A 1,694-nucleotide genomic window follows, 5' to 3' on the forward strand; every position below is an offset into this window, starting at 1 on the left:
GATATCAAAGATAAACGCTTTAATATCATTCATTACTTCTTTATAACTTTTCGCCATTTTGAATAGATTTTGTCAAAATTTTATATATTTCTTTTTGATTTTCGTTCGTAAGAAAATCGATATGTTTTTCAATGGTTTTTTGGTCATTTCTTACAGCAGGTCCTGTTTGTGCTTCATTTGGTAAGAGTGATTTTATCTTCTCAGCTGTTTCTTCTATTAACGGTTGCAAAATTTCAAACGGTATGTTGTTTTCTTCACAAATTGTATTTCCAATAGTGTACAAATGATTCGTAAAATTACAAACAAAAACGGCAGAAACGTGAAGTGCTTTTCTTTGGTTGCTATTAATCAAATAAACGGAATTAGATACGGATTTCGCAAGCTTTTCAATTATTTCGAAATCGGAAGGAACTTCTGTTTCTATACAAATAGGAATTTGACTAAAATCAACAGATTTGTTTTTTGTAAAAGTTTGTAACGGATAAAAAACACCTTTTCTATTTTTACTATCTAATACATTAATATCCGTACTTCCAGAAGTATGTACCACTAACCTATTTTCAAATGATAATTGACTTGAAACACTTGATATAGCGCTATCAGAAACACAAATAATGTATACATCAGCAGCTTTAATTTCTTTATAATCTGAAGTCTGCAGCGTTTCAGGAAAATCTTTCGATACTGTTCTTGAAAAAACTTTTACCACTTCTACTCCATTAGCTTTCGAAAATGCTTGAAATAAGTGAGTGGCCACGTTTCCTGAACCTAAAAGAATTACTTTTATCATTTTGCGAAGATAAACAATCGCAAGAACAATATCAAATTTCAATTTTTAAAACACAGATTTAAGAAATTTTACGGATTATTGTAATTTTTATAATCTGAGTGAAAAAAATCAATATAATTAAAATTTTGTTAGTACGGATTTTAACAAATTAATATAATTTCTCAAATCTGTGTTGTAAAAAATAATCCTATTGCCTAATTTTGAAAAAAATCTGTAAAATGAAAATCGTTATTTCACCAGCAAAATCTTTAAATTTAGATAAAGAACTTCCCATATCTTTATTTACGGAATCGTCTTTTTTAAAACAAGCTGAAACCATTCAGAAAACGTTAAAAAAGAAAAAGCCAAAACAATTGATGGAATTAATGGATATTTCTGAAAAATTAGCAGATTTGAACTGGCAAAGAAATCAAGATTGGCAACTTCCTTTTACGCCAGAAAACGCTCGGCCAGCAATTTATACTTTTGATGGTGAAGTGTACACAGGTTTAGATGCAAATTCGTTACCTGCAGAGAAAGTTACAGTTTTACAAGAAAAATTACGCATTTTATCTGGATTGTATGGCGTATTAAAACCTTTAGATTTAATGCAAGCCTACCGTTTAGAAATGGGCACTTCAATAGCAATAGGTACGAAGAAAAATCTATACGAATTTTGGAAAAAGACGCTTACAGATGAATTAAATTCAGAGTTAAATAAAGACGAGTTATTTGTGAATTTAGCCAGTAACGAATATTTTTCAGCCGTTGATGCTAAAAAATTAAAAGTTGCTGTAATCACTCCAGAATTTAAAGATTATAAAGACGGAAAATTGAAGATGATTTCGTTTTTTGCAAAAAAAGCCAGAGGTTTAATGGTACGATACATTATAGATACGAATGCAGAAACTGTTGATGATTTAAA

General features: G+C 29.5%; 2 protein-coding genes. One reads left to right on the forward strand and one right to left on the reverse strand.

Annotated features, from left to right (window positions below; translation table 11 throughout):
- Window positions 1-40: 40 nt before the first annotated feature.
- Window positions 41-790: a Rossmann-like and DUF2520 domain-containing protein gene (locus ABWO04_RS11695; RefSeq protein ID WP_353079863.1), complete on the reverse strand. Its 750-nt coding sequence runs from the start codon at window positions 788-790 to the stop codon at window positions 41-43.
- A gap of 218 nt (window positions 791-1,008) precedes the next feature.
- On the opposite strand from ABWO04_RS11695, the gene yaaA reads away from it, so the two are divergent.
- Window positions 1,009-1,694, forward strand: a 686-nt coding sequence (yaaA, locus tag ABWO04_RS11700) for a peroxide stress protein YaaA (RefSeq protein ID WP_353079864.1), incomplete at its 3' end; no start/stop codon positions are given.

This window comes from Flavobacterium sp. (assembly GCF_040382755.1).
Taxonomy (GTDB): Bacteria; Bacteroidota; Bacteroidia; order Flavobacteriales; family Flavobacteriaceae; genus Flavobacterium.

Excerpts from the sequence above, each read along its gene's own strand:
- ABWO04_RS11695 (WP_353079863.1), bottom strand. The coding sequence starts at position 790 with ATGATAAAAGTAATTCTTTTAGGTTCAGGAAACGTGGCCACTCACTTA.